Below are 19,009 nucleotides of genomic sequence, written 5' to 3'. Positions count from 1 at the left end.
ATTTGTATTTCAATAGTTTATATATTTTGAAAATAGGAGTAATTGGTGGGGGAGCCGCAGGTTTTTTTGCAGCTATCCATGCAAGTGGTGCAGATCGGGATATTACAATTTTCGAAAAGTCTCCCAAGCTTTTGTCTAAGGTAAAAGTATCAGGTGGTGGAAGGTGCAACGTCACTCACCGGCCAATGGAGATCTCTAAATTGGTTAAGAATTATCCTAGAGGAGAGAAATTTTTAAAAAAGGTATTTTCAAAATTTAAGTCAGAAGACACAATCGATTGGTTTGAAAGTAAAGGAGTTTCTTTGAAAATTGAAGGGGACGGGCGTATGTTTCCCATTTCAGATTCTTCTCAATCTGTGATAGATGCCCTTCTCAAAGAAGCTCAAAAGCTTAAAATTACCATCCTGCGATCCTGCGGTGTCTTGTCAGTCAACCCCATTGATAATCACTATAAACTTGAGACAGAAAGTGGTTCATTTGTATTTGACAAGGTAATTATAGCTACGGGTGGACATCCCAAAGTAGCTAGTTATTCCTTTCTCAATAAGCTTAATCACAGTATTTTAGATCCTATTCCTTCACTTTTTACTTTTAACACTCCAAAGGAGCCTATCAGGGAGCTAATGGGGTTGTCGGTTGCAGATGGAATAGTCAAAATCGAAGGCACCAAACTGAATTACCGTGGGCCTGTTCTTGTCACCCATTGGGGTGTGAGTGGACCTGCGGTTTTGAAATTATCTGCTTTTGGAGCTCAATTGCTGAAAGATCAAAACTATAACGCAACGGCTTTGATTAATTGGAATGGAGAGTTGGGTGAGGAGCAGTATAGTACGCAAATCAAAAGCTATATGCTGGCTCATCCTAATCGAAAGGTAGAGAGTAACTCACTTTTTGATATTCCTGGAAGACTTTGGGAGCATTTTACGAAGCTTGCAGGCATAGAAAATGGACAATTATATGGCTCATTATCGAAAAAGCAAATCAATAAGTTGGTACAGAATTTATTTTGCTATACTTTGAAAGTCGAAGGTAAAACTACCTTTAAAGAAGAATTTGTAACTGCCGGGGGAATTGCCCTAAACGAAGTGAACCCGGAGACCTTGGAAAGTAAATATCACCCAAACCTTTACTTTGCCGGGGAAGTCCTGAATATCGATGGAATTACTGGTGGCTTTAATTTTCAAGCAGCTTGGTCCACGGGGTTTCTTGCTGGCACTGCTTCATCCAAATAATGCATATGGAACAGATATATCCCGAACTCGAGCAGCTAATCAGTGAGATGACAGATGGAGACTCAGAGTTCAAAAAAGAATTGACTTTTGCTATCCATAAAGGCCTTTTGGAACTTAAGGAGGTGTATGCTGAAGGTTCAATCGAAAAAAATGAGGTTAAACTTCAGCAAATCAGACACAAATTGAAGCCTACCTTAGCTATGTTTGAATTATTTCATATTACAGAAGAACTTCAGAATGGTAAGGAAATAATTGAAAATCAAGGTTTTGAATGCCCTGAATTTGCAATTCACTACGAGAATTTGCAAAGCAAACTAGAAATAGCAATTAAGCGAGTCTTTGAATTGACTTAATCTACACATTGAACTAGGAGGACCTGAAATATCTTTGGTGATTACCCGCAGTGGCGGGACAGGCTGAAGTGGCTTCAATACTTATTTTAATAAATCTAACTTTGCTTTTGCCACCTTTCCGGCCGGTAGAAAAGACAAATGCCTACTATCTTATAAAGCATCTTATTTTTGGGTTTCATGCCTATTATCAAATCAACTTACAGCGGCCCACCGATATACCTGTTCAACGGACACCTGGAAACTATTATTCCCAGTCTTTTTAGAAAAATAGTAGACGTAAACTATACAAGGGAGAAGATAGATACGCCTGATGGTGATTTTTTGAATTTGGATTGGGCAAAAGTTGGTAGTTCAAAATTGCTGATTATTTCTCATGGACTAGAGGGAGATTCTGAACGACATTATGTGAGGGGGATGGTCAAACTATTCAATTCCTGTCATGTAGATGTACTAGTATGGAATAATCGTTCATGTGGTGGAGAGATCAATTTAGGACCAATTCTTTACCATCATGGTGCCAGTTATGACCTGGACACTACCATAGCCCATGTGTTGAAAACCCATACTTATGATGAGATCTTTCTAACTGGAATAAGTATGGGAGGAGCACAGACGCTAAAATATCTTGGCGAAAAAGGAAAGGACCTTCCTAAGGAAATAAAGAGAGCAGCAGTATATTCTACACCTTGTAATTTGCTTTCCAGTGCCAACACCTTGAAGTTGAGAAGAAACGCATTTTACAAAAATAGATTTCTAGGAAAGCTAAAACTTAAAATAAAAGCAAAAGCAACTCAATATCCGGAATTGATAGATCTTGAATTACTTGACAGAGTTAGAGATTTTGATGCTTTTGATACCCTATTCACAGCTAAATTACATGGATTCAAGGATTCAGTAGACTTTTATAAATCGGTTAGCGCAGATAACTGGATGCCTTTTATACAAATTCCTACGCTCATAGTGAATGCCATTAACGATCCATTATTGGGACCCGAATGTTACCCAAAAGCACTTGCAGAAAAGAAGGAAGTACTTACATTGGAAATGCCAAAAAGGGGAGGTCATACAGGTTTTATGGTGAGCGGGCAGGAATTTACCTGGGCAGAACTGAGAGTTCAAGAATTCCTTCTGAATCCGGCTTAGCCCTAAGTCTTTTGCTATATTGTGCGCTAAATCATCAAAAGAATTTGATATGAGAAAGATGTTTTTCGGTAGCTTGACACTTATGGTCATGCTTACATTTTTTCTAATGTGGTATTTCCAATTTGTTCAGTTCAAGTTCGGGTATTTTATCCTGGGTATACTTGTCATTCTTCTGTGTATAGGTATTTATGATATCAATCAAAAGTCGCATGCTATACTTCGGAATTTCCCTGTAATAGGGCATTTCAGGTATTTATTGGAAAAAATAAGTCCTGAAATTCAGCAGTATTTTATAGAAACAAATACAGATGGTAGACCTTTCAGTCGAAACCTACGCTCCCTGGTTTATAGAAGAGCTAAAAATGTAAACGACACTCACCCGTTCGGTACGCAACGAGACATAAATGGAGAGGATTACATGGCCTTGAGGCACTCAATTTACGCCGTGCACACCAACGACGAAGATGCTCGAGTGATGATTGGAAATGGTAGTTGTAAACAGCCGTATTCAGCATCTATCTTCAATATTTCAGCAATGAGCTTTGGATCCTTGAGTTCAAATGCCATCACAGCATTGAATTTAGGTGCAAAAAAAGGCGGATTTTATCATAATACAGGTGAAGGAGGAATTTCTTCTTATCACCGTCAAGGGGCAGATTTGGTTTGGCAAATTGGCACTGGCTACTTCGGATGCCGGGATGAGCAGGGGAATTTTAGCGAGGAACTATTTGCAGAAAAGGCAAATTGGCCGGAAGTCAAAATGATAGAAATTAAGATCTCACAGGGAGCCAAACCTGGCCATGGCGGTGTATTGCCGGGAATAAAAAACACAAAAGAAATAGCCGAAATACGCGGTGTGATAGCCGGAACTACTATTCTTTCTCCGCCTTCGCATAGTGCATTCACTAATGCAGTCGAGTTGATAGAGTTTATAGCTAAAGTGAGGGAATTGTCAGGAGGGAAACCAGTTGGCTTCAAACTTTGCATAGGCAGAACAGAAGAATTTACTGCTATATGCAAGGAAATGGTCGCTAAGAACATCTATCCAGACTTCATCACGGTGGATGGGGCAGAGGGAGGTACTGGGGCTGCTCCTTTGGAATTCTCAGATAGTGTGGGTTTACCGTTAGAGCCGGCACTTATTTTTGTCCGGATGACTTTGGAGAAATTTCAGATCAGGGATCATATCAAAATTATTGCTTCCGGTAAAGCTATTTCAGCTTTTGCTATCTTAAAAAACATTGCCTTTGGAGCTGATTTGTGTAATTCTGCCAGAGGCTTTATGTTTAGTGTAGGGTGTATTCAAGCACTTCGATGTAACACCAATGAATGTCCAACTGGTGTGGCTACGCAAAGGGCAAGCTTAGTAAAAGGTCTGGTGATAACGGATAAATCTGAGCGAGTGTATAATTTCCACAAAAATACAGTTCACGCCGTGCAGGAACTTCTAGGGGCATCCGGGCACACTCATACCTCCCAACTTAGTGCCAGTGATCTAGTAAAAGGTGATGAAATGATCAAGCTGGCAAATAGATATCTGCCTGATTCTGTAAATACGCAGGTGTAGATTAACCTTTGAGGTTTCATCGCGAATGTCACTAGACTTCGGGATTTCCTCAAAGGTTAAGTAAATCTTTTCAACGCCAATTCAGCCACTGTTCCTCCAATTGCAAGGGAACTTGTAGCAGCAGGAGATGGTGCATTTAATACATTAATGGCGTGTGCGGATTCTCTGATCGAGAAGTCGTCTAACAATCCTCCGGTACGGTCACATGCCTGAGCTCTCACGCCTGCACCACCCTCGACTAAGTCAGATTCTTGGATTTCGGGTATCAATTCTTGAAGCGCTTTAGTGAAAGCTGCTTTGGAAAAAGATCTATACATTTCACCGAAACCTGTTTGCCAATATTTCGCAGCTACCTTTTGAAATCCTGGCCAAGCCAGCGATTCTGCTAGTTCTCTTAAGTTAATCTGGGATTTTTTATATCCTTCCCTGCGAAAAGCTAAAACAGCGTTCGGTCCAGCTTCCACACCACCTTTCATCATTCGAGTGAAATGGACTCCCAAGAATGGAAAATTAGGATCAGGTACAGGGTAAATCAGATTCTTTACTAAGAATTCTCTTTCTTTTTTTAGCTTGAAGTATTCTCCTCTAAAAGGAATTATTTTAACGTCTATTTCTTCGTCGGCATTCATCTGTGCGACTTTATCAGAGTACAGTCCTGCGCAATTAACCACTAGTTTGCTTTGAATGGTTTTCTTAGAAGTTTCAATGTAATTAAATCCATCCTGTTGCTTAATATCCAGTACTTTATGATTTAAATAAATCTCACCTCCATTTTGAACAATTTTTCTTCCATAAGCCAAGGCTACATTGAAATAATCCACTATTCCGGTCTGAGGAACATGAAGGGCTGCTATACCTGCACAGTGCGGCTCGTATTCTTTGAGCTCCTCCATGGTAATATACCTGGTGCCTTCTAAGCCATTTTGAATCCCTCTCTCGTATAAGTTATTCAATAGGGGTTTTTGCTCTTCCCGGGTAGCAACTACCACTTTCCCCGTAATCTCAAAAGGAATTTTTTCTTCTTCACAGAATTGAATCAGTTCATGATATCCGCCAATGCAATTCGTAGCTTTTAGAGACCCTGGCTTATAGTAGAGGCCAGAGTGAATCACGCCACTGTTATTACCTGTTTGATGTTTTGCTAATTGATTCTCCTTATCCAAAATGACTATTTTCAAATCAGGTCGGGCTTTTTGAACTTTAAGAGCAGTCGCTAAACCAACAATTCCACCACCAATTACCGCAATATCGTATATCATATTTCTCAGTTTACAAACTCAAATATACTAGCGGAATTTTCATTTTTCCAGTTCTGAGATTAACCTGATCTCGGGAAGCTTTATATTTTTTAACCACTTAGGTAGCAATTTGCCCGGTTAATGAATTTATTTTGCAGGGATTTGTTTTCAGATCAGTAAAAATTTCATGCTTCGTAATTTCTTTCTCCTTCTCTTCTTTTTCGTTTATGCACAGTCCTTTGGCCAATTTGTGGTAAAAGGGAAAGTAACTGATGCGACTACCGGAGACCCTATTCCTTTTGCATCTGTTTTATTGAAAGGGACTACGGTGGGTATTTCCACTGATTTTGAAGGCAATTATAGCTTATCAGCAAGATCTCTAACAGATAGCATTACGGTAAGCTATCTTGGATATATCTCTGGTATTAAATCCTTGGAGCAACTTCCTGAACAAACAGTCAATTTTCAGCTTAAACCTTCAGATTTTGAGCTAGAGGCTTTTGTTTTTGAAGCTGGAGAAAACCCTGCTTTTGATGTGATACGTAAAGCTGTGGATCGGAAAAAGGACTTTGACAAACGCGAGTTATCTGCCTATCAAACAAAGAATTATACCAAGATAGAAATCGATATTGATCATGTGTCTGAGGAGTTTACTCAGCGTAAAACAGTGCAGAAAGTCACCGCCGTTCTGGACTCTATTAAGCAGCTGACGAATGATGAAGGGGAGAAAATCTTGCCTGTATTCTTCTCAGAAACACTCTCCAAATTCTATTTCAGGAATAATCCCGAACTGAGAAAGGAGGTTGTGGAAAAATCTAAAGTGACCGGAGTAGGGATCACAGATGGATCTACCACCTCGCAGATCACAGGATCTGCTTTTCAGGAATACAACTTTTATAAAAATTGGCTCAGTATCGTTGGGAAAGAATTTGTTTCGCCAATAGCGGATGGCTGGAAGCAGTTTTATGATTATGATTTGATGGATTCAGTTTTGGTTGGTAGCGATTCTTGCTATATGCTGAAAGTTTATCCGCTGAGAGAGCAGGATCTGGCGTTTTCTGGCACGATCTGGATCAATAAGGAAACCTATGCCTTGAAACAAGTGGATTTGACTATACCGAAGGAAGCCAATCTGAATTTCATTGAGCGAATCAAAATTCAACAGGAATTGCAACCTACTTCCGCTGGCCCTTTGATTCCTGCCAAAACGCGAGTTCAGATAAAAATAGGTCAGATCACACCTAAAACGGCTGGCCTTCTTGCAAAATTCTACACTTCGGCAGATAGCATAAAAATCGGCGAACCTCAGCCAACATCTTTTTTCAATCAATCTGTCACTTTATTACCTGACTTTGATGAGGCAAGTGAGGAATTTTGGAAGGAAAATCGTCAGGATGTTTTGTCAGAGCAAGAATTAGCAGTGCTACAAATGGTGGATACCTTAAAGAGAATCCCGATTGTACGCTTCTATTCTGAGGGACTTAAGTTTTTTGGAACGGGGTATTTGCCTTTCAAAAAAGTAGATATCGGCCCCTGGCCAGGCTTTTTCAACTACAATGATATAGAAGGAGTGAGGCTAGGAATGGGGTTCCGTACCAATCTAAAATTCAGCGATAAGTGGGTGTTATATGGGTATGGAGCTTATGGTTTCAAGGACGCTAAGCTTAAGTATTCTGCAAAAGTAACCCGCATATTAGACAGGCAGCACTGGACTTCCATTTCCCTATCGACGCAGAAGGAAATTGATCAAGTAGGTTTGGAAATTTCCAGCTTGCAGGGGAATAGCATATTTCTGGCGGCCAGCAGGTTCGGTACACTAAGACGACCCTACTTCACTACTAAACATCAGGTTAATTTTCAGCGGGAGTTTTTCAAGGGGTTTTTGCTTTATTCAGATTTGAGCTTTATGGAGTTTGAGCCCTTGTATGATTTTTATTACCTGGAAAAAGGAACAGGGGAGTATAAATCCCAGTTTGAAACTGCTGAGGCTAAGGTTGGCCTGCGCTATGGAAGGGACGAAACTATCCTGATCAACGACAACGAGCGAACCTCGTTAGGGCCTTTGAGATGGCCGATTTTTGAATTGAGCTATGCTAAAGGCATGGACTGGCTCGGTGGGGATATTACATATTCCAAACTGAATTTCTATGTGTATCAGCGATTGAATATGGGCATGTTTGGAGTTTCCCGCTATGAATTTGATGCGGGAAAAGTATTTGGGGAAGTGCCCTATCCGATCTTGAAAAATCACTTGGGCAACGAGACGTTGTTCTACACCTCCGCAGCTTTCAACACGATGAATTTCAATGAATTTGCTTCGGATCAATATGCGAGCTTGCGTTACAGACATTATTTCGAAGGTTTTTTATTGAATAAAATACCCTTACTCAAAAAGCTAAAATGGCGAGCCGTAGGAAATGCAAATATCCTGTATGGATCAGTCAATAATAAAAATATAGCAAATGCTCCTACGGTAGATCCTGCTGGCAATCCTTTAGAAACATTTGGAAGACTGGATCCGACTAAACCTTATGTGGAATTGGGCTATGGGATTGAGAATATTTTCAAATTTTTCAGAATAGACTTTTTCCATAGAATTACCTATTTGGATAATCCTGGAGCTAAGCCATTTGCAGTAAAAATCTCCGGACAAATTATTCTTTAGTTATTGGATTCTATTCATTAGATTGGGTAGATGAAAAATCTGTGTCTTTTTTTACTGCTTGTCTACTCGAGCGTTTTTATATCCTGTTCTACCAGTGTTGAAACTAATTCGGATCAATCCAGTGATGGCTTAGAAATCATAAAAGTTGACCTTTCTGAAGCCAGAGAAGGAAAACTCTCCGAATTCTTTGAGCCTGAGATAGAATACATCTGGCTCAAAGATGATTCTGAAGATGCTCAATTAGGAGGTTTGAATAAGGTCTTCTTCTATGATGACAAGATCTTTACTCTGGATATTTTTGGTTGCAAATGCATAAAAATATTTGATAGGAAAGGGGAGTATTTTTCAAAAATCAGAGCTTACGGAGAAGGACCTGAGAAATACCTTGATTTTGATGATGCTATTATTGTAAATAATGAAGTTTTATTATTGGGAATTTATCCGCCCAAGTTGATGTGGTTCAGCATAGATGGCGAATTTCTCAGAGAGGAAAAATTAGCTAAACATGTAGGTTCTGGAATTTTTTTAGAAGAGGAAAAGCGCTATTATTTTTTTAAAAATGTAAGGGAGCTAGGCAATTATTTTGTCGAAAGTGTTAATGAGGATTTCAAGGATACATTGAAATTTTTTCCTTACGATGTAGAAGGGTATTACGGGGATTACCCAAGCAGAAGTTCTTTTATGAAAAATGATGAAGTCTACGTTGGTAGACCATTTAATGATACGATAATGTTGCTTAAATCAGGAAAGGCCACTCCAAAATTTATATTTGATTTCGAAAAGTATGCACAACAGATTGATGAGTTAAAGAAAAAAAGTCAAGATTTAAGTCCACCAGATCTAATGAACTTTATCAATAATAAATCAAAATTATACTTCATACCATTTTCCTGGCATATATCTGACACCCAACTTTATTCAAGCTTCAAGTATGAAACTGATAGTTACAATGTCTTTTTTGATAGAAAAAACCAAATGCCCCATATTATAGACGGACGATTAAAAAACGATATTGATAAAAGCTTTGATCCTTTTTCATTCTCGCATCACTTTCGCAAGGATAAAATTGGTTTTTATCTTCGCGGAAAAACTCTTTTCAAAGAATTGCAGAAAAAGAAAGCAGAACTCGGCCAGGAGGGCTTTGAAGAGTATGTGAAAGGGAAGGGGAAGAACTTTGCTCAAGTGGCTTTTGCAGCCAAAGACTCAGAAAATCCTGTTCTAATTGTCTATACGGTAAAAAAATAAGGTGCCTTTATCCAGCAGCAAGTGGGTGTTTCTGCAATTCGGATCAGTAAAAGACAAAAAAGCTACTTATTTTAAGTTTAACACTAGCATTGAGGCTACTCCGGTCAGCCCGTCATAGGTCGTCCAACCAAAGTAAGTAAAGAAAATGCAGGTACATTCATGATTAGAGATAATTAAAAAATATCCACTCATTTCCATATTCCCTTCCCATATATTTTTCGTTTGCCTTCGTCTTGTGCATATTTGTAGCTTAATCTTTATGCCCTTTTGTATGGGCAGAACTAATTTTACACATGTCACAACTTATTAAAATTACTCTTCCAGATGGCACTGTGAAGGAGTATGAAAAAGGAACTTCCGGACTACAGATTGCTGCAAGTATCAGCGAGGGTTTAGCGAGAAACGTTCTAGCCGCAAAAGTAAACGGACAAGTTTGGGATGCTACCCGAGCTATCAACGAGGATTCTTCCATTCAATTATTAACATGGAATGACGGAGAAGGCAAAAATACTTTTTGGCACTCATCCGCGCACTTGCTCGCAGAAGCATTGGAAGCACTTCATCCAGGTATCAAATTCGGTATTGGCCCTCCGATCGAAACAGGATTCTACTATGATGTAGATTTCGGTGATAAGACCTTAGATGGTTCAGAATTGGAAGCTATTGAGAAGAAAATGATCGAGCTGGCCCGTGAAAAGAATGAGTATATCCGTACTGACATCTCCAAGAAAGATGCAGTCGATTATTTCCAGAAGAAAGGTGACGAGTACAAATTAGACCTTTTGGAAGGACTTGAAGATGGTTCAATTACGTTCTACCAGCAAGGAAACTTCGTGGATCTCTGTAGAGGACCGCATATTCCAAATACTGGTTTTGTAAAAGCTGTGAAGTTGACAAATATCGCCGGCGCATATTGGAGAGGGGATGAGAACCGCAAAATGCTTACTCGTATTTACGGGGTGACTTTCCCGAAAGCAAAAGAGCTGTCTGACTATTTGACCTTGCTGGAAGAAGCTAAAAAACGCGATCACAGGAAACTAGGACGTGAGCTTGAGCTATTCACATTCTCGGAGAAAGTAGGAGCAGGCCTTCCACTTTGGTTGCCAAAAGGAACCTTGCTAAGAGAGCGTTTGGTTAATTTCCTGAAAAAAGCGCAGGATAAAGCAGGTTACCAGCAGGTGATCACTCCACATATTGGCCATAAGGTATTATATGAGACTTCCGGTCACTACGAGAAATATGGTAAGGATTCTTTTCAGCCAATAGCGACTCCACATGAAGGAGAGGAGTTTTTGCTGAAACCGATGAATTGTCCGCATCACTGTGAGATCTATAAGCATAAGCCGCATTCTTATAAAGAATTGCCGATTCGCTATGCGGAATTTGGTACTGTGTATCGATATGAGCAAAGTGGAGAATTGCACGGTTTGACCCGTGTTCGAGGATTTACTCAGGATGATGCACATATTTTCTGCCGTCCAGATCAGGTGAAAGAGGAGTTTGTCAAAGTAATTGACTTGGTATTGTATGTTTTCAAAGCTTTGGGTTTTGAAGATTACACTGCTCAAATCTCTTTGAGAGATCCGGAAAATCCTTCCAAATATATAGGTGGGGATGAAAACTGGAATAAGGCAGAATCTGCAATTATCGAAGCGGCAGCAGAGAAAGGATTAACTACTGTGACTGAGCTGGGCGAGGCAGCATTCTACGGACCTAAGCTGGACTTTATGGTGAAAGATGCTTTAGGAAGAAAATGGCAGTTGGGAACTATCCAGGTCGATTATAACTTACCAGAACGGTTCGAGTTGGAATATATAGGTTCGGACAATCAGAAGCATAGGCCTGTGATGATCCATAGAGCGCCTTTTGGTTCTTTGGAGCGTTTCGTAGCCGTGCTTATTGAGCACTGTGCAGGCAACTTCCCACTATGGCTTTCTCCTGAGCAGATCAATATTTTGCCTATTTCTGAGAAATATATAGAATATGCAGAAGAAATAAAGTTAATCCTCGAAGAGGTGGGAATATCAGGTTCTATTGACAACAGAGATGAAAAGATCGGAAGGAAAATCCGTGATTCTGAAGTTAAAAAAGTGCCTTTTATGCTAATAGTAGGGGAAAAGGAGCAGGAAGAGCGAAAACTTTCCGTTCGAAAACATGGTGAAGGAGATCTAGGTAACTTCTCAGCGGAGGAGTTTATAAATTATTTTCAGGGTATTATTTCAGCATCATTAACTAAGTAATTTGACTGTATTATTTAATTCAGTTTTTCTTAATTAGAAATAATTCCGATATTTGCATCCAATTTCATAAAAACAATCAAAGCTAACTTGAGAAACAACAGACAACCCTATAGAGGTAGACAAGAAGAACCTTATAAAGTAAACCAGAAAATCAGAGCTCGTGAAGTACGGGTGGTTGGTGATTTTGTAGAAGGTGGAAATGCATTACTTCCTACAGATAAAGCCATCAAACTCGCTCAGGAAAATGACCTGGATCTGGTAGAGATTTCTCCTAATGTTGATCCTCCCGTTTGTAAAATTCTTGACTACGCAAAGTTTAAGTACGAGCAGAAAAAGAAGCAGAAGGAGATCAAATCCAATGCAGCAAAGATTGTTTTGAAGGAGATCAGATTCGGACCGAATACTGATGATCATGATTACAATTTCAAATTGAAGCATGCCATCAACTTCTTAAAAGAAGGCGCAAAAGTAAAGGCTTACGTACATTTCGTGGGTCGTAGCATTGTGTTTAAAGAAAGAGGAGAGATGCTACTTCTGAAATTTGCTCAGGCACTTGCAGAATACGGTGCAGTAGAGCAGCTTCCGAAAATGGAAGGTAAAAGAATGAACATCTTCATCGCTCCGAAGGCAGGAAAGAAATAAATTTCAACTAAATAAATACAGCAAAATGCCAAAGGTAAAAACCAAATCCAGTGCAAAGAAGAGGTTCGCTTTAACGGGAACCGGCAAAATCAAAAGGAAACACGCTTTCAAAAGCCACATCCTGACGAAAAAATCTACTAAAAGAAAGCATAACTTGACTAAAACTGGTCTAGTTCATGAGTCTGACGAGGGTAGAGTAAGAGACATGTTGAGAATCTGATTCTCTGCAGTAGCTTAAAAATCAATTAATTAAGGTTTATTTATTCACCAGACATTTTGGTAATCAAGATCTCGATCACTCGGGGCACCAACTGTCAAAAAACAAAACACTATGCCTAGATCGGTAAACGCGGTAGCGTCCAGAGCAAGAAGAAAAAAAGTGCTAAAAGCCACAAGAGGTTACTTCGGAAGAGGTAGCAACGTATGGACAGTAGCCAAAAACAAGTATGAGAAAGGTCTTCAGTATGCGTACAGAGACCGTAAAGCGAAGAAAAGAGAATTCAGAGCTTTATGGATTCAACGTATCAACGCAGGTGCAAGAATGCACGGCGTATCCTATTCTCAATTGATGGGATTATTGAAGAAAGGTGAAATCGAACTTAACCGTAAGGTTTTGGCAGATTTGGCCATGAATCACCCAGAAGCATTCAAAGCTGTAGTTGAAAGAGTAAAATAAGGTTGCACTGTCTTATTTTATTGGAAGCCTTCCCTCGGGAAGGCTTTTTTGTTTTTGGCTATAGCTTTGTTGATAGGATTTAAGTAATATAAATTCTCAATTTGAACTGTTAAGAAAATGAAGCATAAGTCAAATTTCTTTTTACTATCAGCCTGTTTTGTAGTAGGATTCGGATTTTTTAGGTGCTCTAAAATTCTAGAAACTAGCTTACCAATCGTTGAGATTCCTAGTAAGATAGACCAGGAATTGCAACTAGAACAATTGACAAAATCTTTAAAACTCATTCAGCTAGAGACCAATGATAGCTCTTTTTTGATAGGTGTTTTGGATATTAAACTGTTCAATGATAAAATTTATGTTTCAGATGCTTCCAGGAGGATTTTGATATTTGATCAAGTAGGGAAGTTTGTTAAGGTATTAGGCAAACGGGGAGAGGGGCCAGGAGAATATGAATTTTTTCCTCAAATGACCATTGACGAAGAATCAAACCTTCTTTATGTAGCATCGGCCAGGAAGCTGTACGTTTATTCCAAGGAGGATGAATTATTCTTAGAAAATTCACTTCCATTTAATGTGAATGCTTTCTCCGTTTTGGAAGATAAATTGTTTGTGCTGAGGCAAGAGTTGTCAATACCACAGGAGGAAGGGTTTCTTAACCGAGCTTCATTTTATGAAATCAATAAATCTTTGGATGTGGTTGATACCATACTAGTTAGGGAAGTGAAACTTAAATCACGCTCAGCTTCTGACTTTCCAATCAAGAATTACTTCTCCACAGTAGGGCTTGACCATTTTGTGTATGTGCCGGATTTTGGTAGTCAAATAATTCTTCATGACACCTTATATAAATTCAAGGAAAAGGTTTTAACACCATTCTTAAAACTGAATTTTGAAACCAAACAGGTTTTAGACAAGGGTGGCATAAAAAAAATCCAGATATATAATGTAGTTAATTCGCTTTCCTATGTGCTCTGTGAGTATTATGCAGACTCTAAGTACCTGATTTATATCTATGAAAAGGAGAGTGCACTCGGATACAATCTGCAAAAGGGAGTCTTAGATGGTAATGGAAACCCAGTAGTTCTTAGGCCGCTGGATTTAGGAAGGGACATCTTTTACTTCGTGCAGCAATTGGAATATTCAGATAGTGAAACAGAAGAAAAAAACCTACAATTGGAATTGTTCAGCTAAAATAACTTCACAATTCCATAGAAAGATACCAATCCTATGGAAAGTACGCTAAGCCAGAATAGGAGAATAGAAATAAATCCTGAGTCCAATTTTAAAACACTGTTTTTAAATCGAAACTGAATGGCTGCATAGACGACTACTAATAGAAGTACCGAACCTACTATTCCTCCAGACAGTACCATAAACGCAGGTAACTCTACATATGCAAAGGCGAGAGCCCATAGGATCGGTAGAACCCAGGCTAATATAGCTACCCATCTTTTTCTCGTTTTCAGGTTCTTATAAGCTATCCAACCCAATTCTCCGAAGATATCTGGAAGCAATCGTGTCCAATAAGCAAGCGTAGCAAACACACTCGAAAAAAGCACAAAGAAAGCTCCGGTAATGTATGTAAGCCTTGCATTGCCGCCTAGGGTTTGGGTATAGATACTAGCTAAGGTTTCTATAAGTTGATTGCCACTTGGAATAGCCTCATTGCCATATAGAATAGAAGCGCCCAAAAGATAAAATGCTGCAGTGACGAGGGTGTAAATAAGCATTGCGAAGATGGCATCTAGATACATGACTTTAATCCATCCATTTGCCCTGACTTTCCATTCCTCACTTCCATCATTTTCGCCGGTATACTTGGCATAGCCTTTTTCTAGGCACCAGTAAGTGTAGGCGATTATCTCATCGCTGGCAACACCTGTTATACCGAAAGCTCCAATCGCGACGAAAATCAGATTTGAAGGCAATTCAAATGTTAATCCAGATAAGACATCATCAATTGAAAAGGCATAAGGACTATAATTTACTGCGATAACAGAAGCCAAGGTAAAAACAGTGAATCCAAAAACCATGAACATGGTTGTTCGCTCTACTATACTATAGTAATTCCTGTAAATTAAAAGACTTGTAATAGCTCCCAAAATAAAAGCGAGTAGGATAGGAGGTAGCATTGGTAAAAGCATACTAAGGGCAATGGCTGCTCCTCCAATCATCCCGCCCAGCTGCACTATTTTAAAAAGTGTCAATATGAAAGTGCTCCAAACTGCCCAGTTTTTTGGTCCAGATAATGTGGAAAAAGAAGTCATCAATGGATTACCAGTTACGATGGTATTCTTACCAAATTCCAGTTGGATCGCAACTTTTATTAAACAACTAACTAGAATGACCCAAAAGGTGATAAACCCGCCTTTGGCACCAAGTACCGTTGTTGCGATTAATTCACCGGATCCGACAATGGAAGCCGAAAGTATAAATCCAGGCCCAAGAAACTTCAGTTTAGAAAAAAGTGAAGTAGGTGGATTTTTTATTTCGGACGATGTCATCCTCTAAAAATAAAGAATAATTAGCTGGTAAATAATTAAGAGTGAGAAGCTAGTATACAAACAAAAAAAGGCTTTCGTTTCCGAAAGCCTTGTGTAGCGAGAGGGAGACTTGAACTCCCGACCGCCGCGCCTGTGCGCCGTGATGTAGCGGATATGAAACCTGTACTTAGTAATAATTTATTAGAATTTCACGTTTTATCCAGTCTCTTCCTTTACCTGTTTTTAATTCTTTTTCTCGCATCAAAGCTTTCTTTTTGGTAGTAAAGAATTCAACATGAATGACATACCAAGGGCGATATTTTAAGGTAAACCCTTTGGTTGACTTGTAGTTGTGAAAGTGAAACCTTGTAATCAAATCCGATGTCATACCAGTGTAGGTTTTGCCAGCGGATTTTGAATAAAGAATATAGACTACAAATTCATCCATTAATAAAAATAAAAAAAGGCTTCCGTTTCCGAAAGCCTTATGTAGCGAGAGGGAGATTTGAACTCCCGTCCGCCGCGGCGGATATGAGTCCTGTGCTCTAATTAGATATCAAATATAGTAAAACAAAAAAAGGCTTCCGTTTCCGAAAGCCTTATGTAGCGAGAGGGAGATTTGAACTCCCGACCTCAGGGTTATGAATCCTGCGCTCTAACCAACTGAGCTACCTCGCCATTAATAATTTATCTCAACATTTCAATCAGAGGGAGATTTGAACTCCCGTCCGCCGCGGCGGATATGAATCCTGCGCTCTAACCAACTGAGCTACCTCGCCATTAATAATTTATCTCAACATTTCAATCAGAGGGAGATTTGAACTCCCGTCCGCCGCGGCGGATATGAATCCTGCGCTCTAACCAACTGAGCTACCTCGCCATTAATAATTTATCTCAACATTTCAATCAGAGGGAGATTTGAACTCCCGTCCGCCGCGGCGGATATGAATCCTGCGCTCTAACCAACTGAGCTACCTCGCCATTAATATGTTTAATGTTGTTTCAATTACTTCAATGAGTTTCTAACCTAGTAGAAATATTTTTTGATATTGATTTTTGAAATTAATGCCTATATTAAAGCACTTTCATCCGTCAAATGAATTAGTTGACAATCGTTTATTATCAACCCAGATAACCTCCCGTTCGAATGGGAATGCAAATATGAGGTCTTGTATTGTGAAATGCAAGTTGACGTTCTTTAAAAAAATGAATTTTTACATAGAGTAAAAACGATTACCATGGTTAAAAACAAGTTTGTGGCTGATTATCAAATCAATGCCTCCAAAAAAATAGTTTTCCACTATTTGAGTACTGCAAGTGGATTAGAGGAGTGGTTTGCCGATGAAGTGAAAATAAACGAGGATAAGAATTATATTTTCAATTTTGATGGCGAGGATCATTACGCTCGCCTAGCTTCTCAGCGAAGTAACTCACATGTGAAATTTGAATTTTACGACCCAAAAAGTCCTGATGAATCAGATCATGCTTATATAGAATTTAAGCTAGAAGAAAATGATCTTACGCAAACACTCTTTTTAAAAGTGATTGATTACTCGGATAGCTATGAAGACGATGAGCTAGTTGCGATCTGGGAAGGATTAATTGGGAGATTGAAAGATATTATAGGTGGGTAATCTCAATTCATTTTAGCAAATTTGAACTTCGACTCCAAGGCTTCGTATTTGCCTAGTGAGCAGTTTAAATAATGAAGAAACTAGATAAACTTATACTTGGGTCTTTTTTAGGCCCATTTTTATTGACTTTTATTGTCGTGGATTTTATCCTGTTGACTGTCAACATGCTGAAATATTTCGATGAGATTTTTGGTAAGGGACTGAGCTTCTGGATCTATGCTGAATTGATTGGGTACTTTGTGATTAGCATTTCCCCCATGGCATTGCCTCTTGCAGTGCTACTTTCCAGTTTAATGACTTTTGGCAATCTTGGAGAGCATTTTGAATTAACGGCTATAAAAAGCAGTGGGATCTCTCTATTGCGGGCATTAAGGCCAATTGGTGTGTTTGTGATTATTCTTTCCTTTGCTGCATACCTTTCCAACAATTACCTGGTTCCTAAGGTAAATCTGAAGACGTTTAGTTTGCTTTATGATATTCGGATGAAATCTCCGGCGTTGGATATAAAAGCTGGAGTGTTCTACGCAGGGATTCCTGGTTATAGTATTAAGGTCAATGAAAAAGTAGGTGAATATGGGCTCAAAGACATAATAATCTACAGCCATGCAGGTGGGTCTTCAGGAAATTTAAATATGACCCTTGCAGACTCGGGTAGGATGGAACCCTTTTTCAATGAAAATTACATGAAGCTTTCCTTGTTTCAAGGAATTAATTACAGTGAAGAAAGGCAAACAAGAGGTATTAAGGAAAAACCAGTAGAATTTAATAGAACTTCTTTCGATACAAATGAAATTGTATTTGACCTGAATAATACCTTTAAACTTAATAGGACAGCAGAAGATGCATGGTCAACGAATAGGTCAATCAAAAATATTTCACAAATAAAACTTGGGCTTGACTCTATTAGTACTTTATTGAATGACAAGCTTTATCAAAATTATCAAAGTACTGAAAGTATTTACCCCTTCTTCACGAGAGATAGAAAATTTGATCCTCCAGTTGATATTGCCCAACGTAAGTTTTTAGACGATTCAGTTAGGAAGGCAAAATTTGAAAAAGAAGAGGCTATAAAAGATTCCTTAGAGAATTTAAAGTTCAATGCCAAGAAGGATACAAGTGCTGTTTTGACTGATAATCCAGAAGCTAGGTTGCTAAGCCGCACAGGTAAAGACTCAGCCATCACTTCAATTCAATCAATTAAAGTAAAGACTACATCTGTTCAAGATTCCCCTAATATTACGGCCAATACGAAAAGGCAAGTAAAAGATCAACCTGCCGCACTGGATTCAGCTGTAAAGCCTGAAGCTAAAGTAGCAGTAAAAGTAACTAGAACTGCTCCTCTTACCGATAAGGAAAAAAAGGAGATCGATTCCTTAGTGGAAGGTCGAGGAATAAAGTTAAGTGCCGTTAATATGGCATTGAATAATTCCAGAAGCCTGAAAAACAACTTTTCCATTCGCAAAACTGAAATAGATAATTATAAGAGAGACTACAGGAGATTCCAAATAGCATGGTATCAAAAATACACGCAAGCCTTTGCTTGCTTTGCAATGTTTTTGATTGGGGCACCACTTGGCGCAATTATTAAAAAAGGTGGACTAGGCATGCCTGTATTAGTATCTATTATTTTCTTTATCGTTTACTATATGCTTACCATAACAGGGGAGAAGTGGGCCAAAGAAGGGCTAACTGATCCATTATTTGGGACTTGGTTTTCAATATTGTGTTTACTTCCCTTCGGATTATTCTTTATAAGACAAGCAAGAAAAGACTCCAGGCTATTCGAACCTGACTTCTATTTGAGCATGTGGAAAAGTGTTCAAAACAGAATTAAAGTTCTTCGTTCAAAAGCGAATTAAGCTTTCATATTCTTAAAATATATCTTACCTTT

16 protein-coding genes and 1 tRNA gene are annotated in these 19,009 nt (G+C 38.9%); 13 read left to right on the top strand and 4 right to left on the bottom strand.

All coding sequences use genetic code 11. From position 1 onward, the window contains the following. Positions 1 to 26 precede the first annotated feature (26 nt). The 4 genes from QOL76_RS13120 (at position 27) to QOL76_RS13105 (ending at position 4,295) form a co-directional block, all read left to right on the top strand. Complete coding sequence (locus QOL76_RS13120) at positions 27 to 1,232, top strand: BaiN/RdsA family NAD(P)/FAD-dependent oxidoreductase (RefSeq protein ID WP_283413418.1); 1,206 nt, start codon at positions 27 to 29, stop codon at positions 1,230 to 1,232. A 5-nt stretch (positions 1,233 to 1,237) separates the two neighbouring features. Continuing rightward, entirely contained in the window at positions 1,238 to 1,585 is a 348-nt protein-coding gene (locus QOL76_RS13115; protein ID WP_283413417.1) for a hypothetical protein, read from the top strand. A gap of 177 nt (positions 1,586 to 1,762) precedes the next feature. Further along, positions 1,763 to 2,728, top strand: coding sequence for a YheT family hydrolase (locus QOL76_RS13110; RefSeq protein ID WP_283413416.1), 966 nt, complete (start codon positions 1,763 to 1,765; stop codon positions 2,726 to 2,728). An 88-nt stretch (positions 2,729 to 2,816) separates the two neighbouring features. Continuing rightward, positions 2,817 to 4,295 carry an FMN-binding glutamate synthase family protein gene (locus tag QOL76_RS13105; RefSeq protein WP_283413415.1) on the top strand — a complete coding sequence of 493 codons (1,479 nt, stop codon included), beginning with the start codon at positions 2,817 to 2,819 and terminating at the stop codon, positions 4,293 to 4,295. Positions 4,296 to 4,351: 56 nt separating this feature from the next. Here the strand turns inward: QOL76_RS13105 and lhgO are convergent, their stop codons facing one another. Further along, positions 4,352 to 5,554, bottom strand: a complete 1,203-nt coding sequence (lhgO, locus tag QOL76_RS13100; RefSeq protein WP_283413414.1) for an L-2-hydroxyglutarate oxidase — start codon at positions 5,552 to 5,554, stop codon at positions 4,352 to 4,354. A 166-nt stretch (positions 5,555 to 5,720) separates the two neighbouring features. Between lhgO and QOL76_RS13095 the strand changes: the two genes are divergently transcribed. The 7 genes from QOL76_RS13095 (at position 5,721) to QOL76_RS13065 (ending at position 14,192) form a co-directional block, all read left to right on the top strand. Beyond that, positions 5,721 to 8,198 carry a DUF5686 and carboxypeptidase-like regulatory domain-containing protein gene (locus QOL76_RS13095; RefSeq protein ID WP_283413413.1) on the top strand — a complete coding sequence of 826 codons (2,478 nt, stop codon included), beginning with the start codon at positions 5,721 to 5,723 and terminating at the stop codon, positions 8,196 to 8,198. Between the two features lie 30 nt (positions 8,199 to 8,228). Continuing rightward, positions 8,229 to 9,443 carry a DUF4934 domain-containing protein gene (locus tag QOL76_RS13090; RefSeq protein WP_283413412.1) on the top strand — a complete coding sequence of 405 codons (1,215 nt, stop codon included), beginning with the start codon at positions 8,229 to 8,231 and terminating at the stop codon, positions 9,441 to 9,443. Positions 9,444 to 9,736: 293 nt separating this feature from the next. Beyond that, the gene (gene thrS, locus QOL76_RS13085) at positions 9,737 to 11,683 is read left to right on the top strand and encodes a threonine--tRNA ligase (protein WP_283413411.1); all 1,947 of its coding nucleotides are present in this window, start codon (positions 9,737 to 9,739) and stop codon (positions 11,681 to 11,683) included. An 87-nt stretch (positions 11,684 to 11,770) separates the two neighbouring features. Beyond that, positions 11,771 to 12,325, top strand: coding sequence for a translation initiation factor IF-3 (gene infC / locus QOL76_RS13080; protein ID WP_091691842.1), 555 nt, complete (start codon positions 11,771 to 11,773; stop codon positions 12,323 to 12,325). A 25-nt stretch (positions 12,326 to 12,350) separates the two neighbouring features. Beyond that, entirely contained in the window at positions 12,351 to 12,545 is a 195-nt protein-coding gene (rpmI, locus tag QOL76_RS13075) for a 50S ribosomal protein L35 (RefSeq protein ID WP_091691841.1), read from the top strand. A 111-nt stretch (positions 12,546 to 12,656) separates the two neighbouring features. Further along, positions 12,657 to 13,001, top strand: coding sequence for a 50S ribosomal protein L20 (rplT, locus tag QOL76_RS13070; RefSeq protein WP_091691840.1), 345 nt, complete (start codon positions 12,657 to 12,659; stop codon positions 12,999 to 13,001). A gap of 117 nt (positions 13,002 to 13,118) precedes the next feature. Next, positions 13,119 to 14,192, top strand: coding sequence for a DUF4934 domain-containing protein (locus tag QOL76_RS13065; RefSeq protein WP_283413410.1), 1,074 nt, complete (start codon positions 13,119 to 13,121; stop codon positions 14,190 to 14,192). On the opposite strand, the gene QOL76_RS13060 is transcribed toward QOL76_RS13065, so the two are convergent. The 3 genes from QOL76_RS13060 to QOL76_RS13050 form a co-directional block, all read right to left on the bottom strand. Beyond that, complete coding sequence (locus QOL76_RS13060) at positions 14,189 to 15,505, bottom strand: Nramp family divalent metal transporter (RefSeq protein WP_283413409.1); 1,317 nt, start codon at positions 15,503 to 15,505, stop codon at positions 14,189 to 14,191. The genes QOL76_RS13065 and QOL76_RS13060 overlap by 4 nt on opposite strands. 166 nt (positions 15,506 to 15,671) lie before the next feature. After that, entirely contained in the window at positions 15,672 to 15,932 is a 261-nt protein-coding gene (locus QOL76_RS13055; RefSeq protein WP_283413408.1) for a GIY-YIG nuclease family protein, read from the bottom strand. A 156-nt stretch (positions 15,933 to 16,088) separates the two neighbouring features. After that, positions 16,089 to 16,162 (bottom strand) — tRNA-Met (locus QOL76_RS13050). A 560-nt stretch (positions 16,163 to 16,722) separates the two neighbouring features. On the opposite strand from QOL76_RS13050, the gene QOL76_RS13045 reads away from it, so the two are divergent. Beyond that, complete coding sequence (locus tag QOL76_RS13045) at positions 16,723 to 17,118, top strand: START-like domain-containing protein (RefSeq protein ID WP_283413407.1); 396 nt, start codon at positions 16,723 to 16,725, stop codon at positions 17,116 to 17,118. 71 nt (positions 17,119 to 17,189) lie between these two features. Next, on the top strand, positions 17,190 to 18,977 hold the full coding sequence (locus tag QOL76_RS13040) for an LptF/LptG family permease (protein WP_283413406.1): 1,788 nt from the start codon (positions 17,190 to 17,192) through the stop codon (positions 18,975 to 18,977). The last annotated feature ends 32 nt before the right edge of the window (positions 18,978 to 19,009 follow it).

This window comes from Algoriphagus winogradskyi, from assembly GCF_900182815.1.
Classification (GTDB): Bacteria; Bacteroidota; Bacteroidia; order Cytophagales; family Cyclobacteriaceae; genus Algoriphagus; species Algoriphagus winogradskyi.
Note: the sequence above shows the minus strand (reverse complement) of the source record. Positions and strands in the feature narration are given on the sequence as shown.

Bases quoted from the DNA above. Each gene is read 5' to 3' on its own strand.
- QOL76_RS13090 (WP_283413412.1), top strand. From the start codon at position 8,229: ATGAAAAATCTGTGTCTTTTTTTACTGCTTGTCTACTCGAGCGTTTTT.
- QOL76_RS13040 (WP_283413406.1), top strand. From the start codon at position 17,190: ATGAAGAAACTAGATAAACTTATACTTGGGTCTTTTTTAGGCCCATTT.
- rplT (WP_091691840.1), top strand. From the start codon at position 12,657: ATGCCTAGATCGGTAAACGCGGTAGCGTCCAGAGCAAGAAGAAAAAAA.
- thrS (WP_283413411.1), top strand. From the start codon at position 9,737: ATGTCACAACTTATTAAAATTACTCTTCCAGATGGCACTGTGAAGGAG.
- QOL76_RS13065 (WP_283413410.1), top strand. From the start codon at position 13,119: ATGAAGCATAAGTCAAATTTCTTTTTACTATCAGCCTGTTTTGTAGTA.
- QOL76_RS13110 (WP_283413416.1), top strand. From the start codon at position 1,763: ATGCCTATTATCAAATCAACTTACAGCGGCCCACCGATATACCTGTTC.
- lhgO (WP_283413414.1), bottom strand. From the start codon at position 5,554: ATGATATACGATATTGCGGTAATTGGTGGTGGAATTGTTGGTTTAGCG.
- rpmI (WP_091691841.1), top strand. From the start codon at position 12,351: ATGCCAAAGGTAAAAACCAAATCCAGTGCAAAGAAGAGGTTCGCTTTA.
- QOL76_RS13115 (WP_283413417.1), top strand. From the start codon at position 1,238: ATGGAACAGATATATCCCGAACTCGAGCAGCTAATCAGTGAGATGACA.
- QOL76_RS13060 (WP_283413409.1), bottom strand. From the start codon at position 15,505: ATGACATCGTCCGAAATAAAAAATCCACCTACTTCACTTTTTTCTAAA.
- QOL76_RS13055 (WP_283413408.1), bottom strand. From the start codon at position 15,932: ATGGATGAATTTGTAGTCTATATTCTTTATTCAAAATCCGCTGGCAAA.
- QOL76_RS13045 (WP_283413407.1), top strand. From the start codon at position 16,723: ATGGTTAAAAACAAGTTTGTGGCTGATTATCAAATCAATGCCTCCAAA.
- QOL76_RS13095 (WP_283413413.1), top strand. From the start codon at position 5,721: ATGCTTCGTAATTTCTTTCTCCTTCTCTTCTTTTTCGTTTATGCACAG.
- QOL76_RS13105 (WP_283413415.1), top strand. From the start codon at position 2,817: ATGCTTACATTTTTTCTAATGTGGTATTTCCAATTTGTTCAGTTCAAG.